Source organism: Bacillus sp. UNC41MFS5, from assembly GCF_000686805.1.
On sequence record NZ_JMLP01000050.1, the window covers coordinates 1 to 2,128 of the forward strand.

Below are 2,128 nucleotides of genomic sequence, written 5' to 3' on the forward strand. Positions count from 1 at the left end.
GCCTATTGTAATTACAAGTACTTTGAAATCCTGCGAATAAGTGAGTATTTGAGAGAAAATCGTATCTAACTGAGGGAGCTTAAGTGTATTCCTTCACAATGTAAGTTTTCTGTAAATTTAAATTATAAAACAAAGGGAATTGCTTAAATATCCACATAAAAAAGAGCGACCATTTCAGCCACTCTTAACTTATCCTTTAAATTTATCTATTACTACGGACAATTTTCACAGTAGTAAATTCCATCTATTTTATCCTTCCTTAATTCCTCATATAGGAACAAATGGCTACAGCATCCGCACTTAATCAACTCATCAGCACAATCTTCGCATGCTTTCCACTCATAGCCTGTATCTAGGATGTTATTTTCTTCGAAATAGTCATTACAAAAGTCACATCGTACATTCTTATCACCCATAAAATACCTCCCCTTTTATTAAGTGGCTTCAAGTATTACTTTATTCTACTGGCTCTGTTAAATAATTATGTTGATTTTTAAGTAAAAAGAAAACAGCCAGAAAAATCTAGCTGTTTTTCCTAAAATTTAACTTTATCTTATTTAACTAACGCACCCGTTAGTTTAAGTGTATATTTTCACAAAGTTCTCTTAGTTGAAAGCTTTCTTGAAAAGTTGGCGTAATGGTTACTTAATAAAAAAACATATCCTAATTGTTGAAGTAATGTACCTTACCTTAAATGTTACTTACACTTATTGATGTTGCCAATTAATATAGGTGGTCCCAATTTTTCATTCTACAAATTATTGATTATTTTTAATGATTTGAGCCCGGTCCTCCATTTGTGGTGGTTCTTCATACCATCCGTGTTTAATCTTAATTTTAATTCCTTCAGTGCCGTAGAAATAAATATCCTTTACAATTAATGCAGTTTTTAAAGATATGTCATTTCTCAAAGTAAAAAATGTCCCAAAACTACTTCCTACCATACAGAACCCATTGAGTATGTAGATACAATGCATCATGAGTTTTTCAGAAAATGGGGGAATTGTTGAAGTCGTTACCGTACTTCCTGAAGTAGCGGAAAGTTGAACATTGCTTTCTAAAAGAATTTCTTGGAATGTTTTTATTTGCTTCTTACAAAGTTCTATTCCTTTTACAAAGTATTCTTTAACCTCTTTGGTCTTTGAACATTGGGCAAATCCTGTAATAAGTTGCAATCCAATATTATTTGACTCTATTGCGTGATGAAGAATACCCAGTTCTAGGTCATTCAAAGCCCTCTTAGGGTCAAATAGGTTCAATCCACTCATGTAACTTTTACTTTCAATAAACTCAGTTGACTTTGGCATGGTCGCTTTTGGAGGAAGAGACAGAATGCCTTTTTCCAGCAAATATTGAGTGGCTAACATATAAATTCTTTGAGTCGTAGAAGTTAGTCCTTCATAAAGTTTCATCATTTGGTTGTTGTAAGCCATATTCATATTCATGGTGTACATCCCCATGCTAACTTCTTTTAGAATACGGACAAACATAACATCAAATCCATTGTCATACAACTTTGGTGCCTCTAAGTTCACATCTTCTTTTGTAAATCCAACAGGTTTCACCATTCCTTGGTCTTGAAATATCTTTTCCATCTCTAAAACATAAGAATTCAATGATTCCCACAAACCTCCTGTAATATTTTTAGCCCGTGGGTCATCTGCCTTTTCAAAGAAATATTCTAATATCCTAAGAATCAGTGTTTTTTCTTGATAAGTTAACCAAAGTGTTCCCGCTTCTGATGCACTTAAAGAATTTGATGCTGCCAATAGAATTTCCCTCCATGCTTTTTTTCTTATTTTTCACGACCAATTTACTTATTATGTAAAAAACAGGAAATTAAAACAATGTGCAACGCCGCCATGCATAACTAATCATAAGAGCGTTCTACCCTTGAAATAGCCAAATGCCTGGTGGAACTCGTAGTATGTTTTTATCAAAGCTATAGAAACAGGGAGTTTTACCAAAGCAGCTTAAATGACAAATTTATGAATCTGGTGAAAATCTCTTTTCAATTTCAGTTTTAACTGATATTATTCCTATTAAAGCAGTAGGAATAGTGGGTGTTTTTAAAATGTCTTTGTATGAAAAATTACCAAGTGATTTTTTGATTCAATTTTATTATGAA

General features: G+C 32.7%; 2 protein-coding genes. Both read right to left on the minus strand.

Going from position 1 to position 2,128, the window contains the following annotated elements:
* Positions 1–212: 212 nt before the first annotated feature.
* Positions 213–416: a hypothetical protein gene (locus tag BR30_RS0116130; protein ID WP_026565873.1), complete on the minus strand. Its 204-nt coding sequence runs from the start codon at positions 414–416 to the stop codon at positions 213–215.
* A 342-nt stretch (positions 417–758) separates the two neighbouring features.
* On the minus strand, positions 759–1,769 hold the full coding sequence (locus BR30_RS0116135) for a DUF3231 family protein (protein ID WP_035445682.1): 1,011 nt from the start codon (positions 1,767–1,769) through the stop codon (positions 759–761).
* Positions 1,770–2,128 lie beyond the last annotated feature (359 nt).

What these genes read in the sequence shown, in the direction of transcription:
- BR30_RS0116130 (WP_026565873.1), bottom strand. Translation starts at nt 416, where the DNA reads ATGGGTGATAAGAATGTACGATGTGACTTTTGTAATGACTATTTCGAA.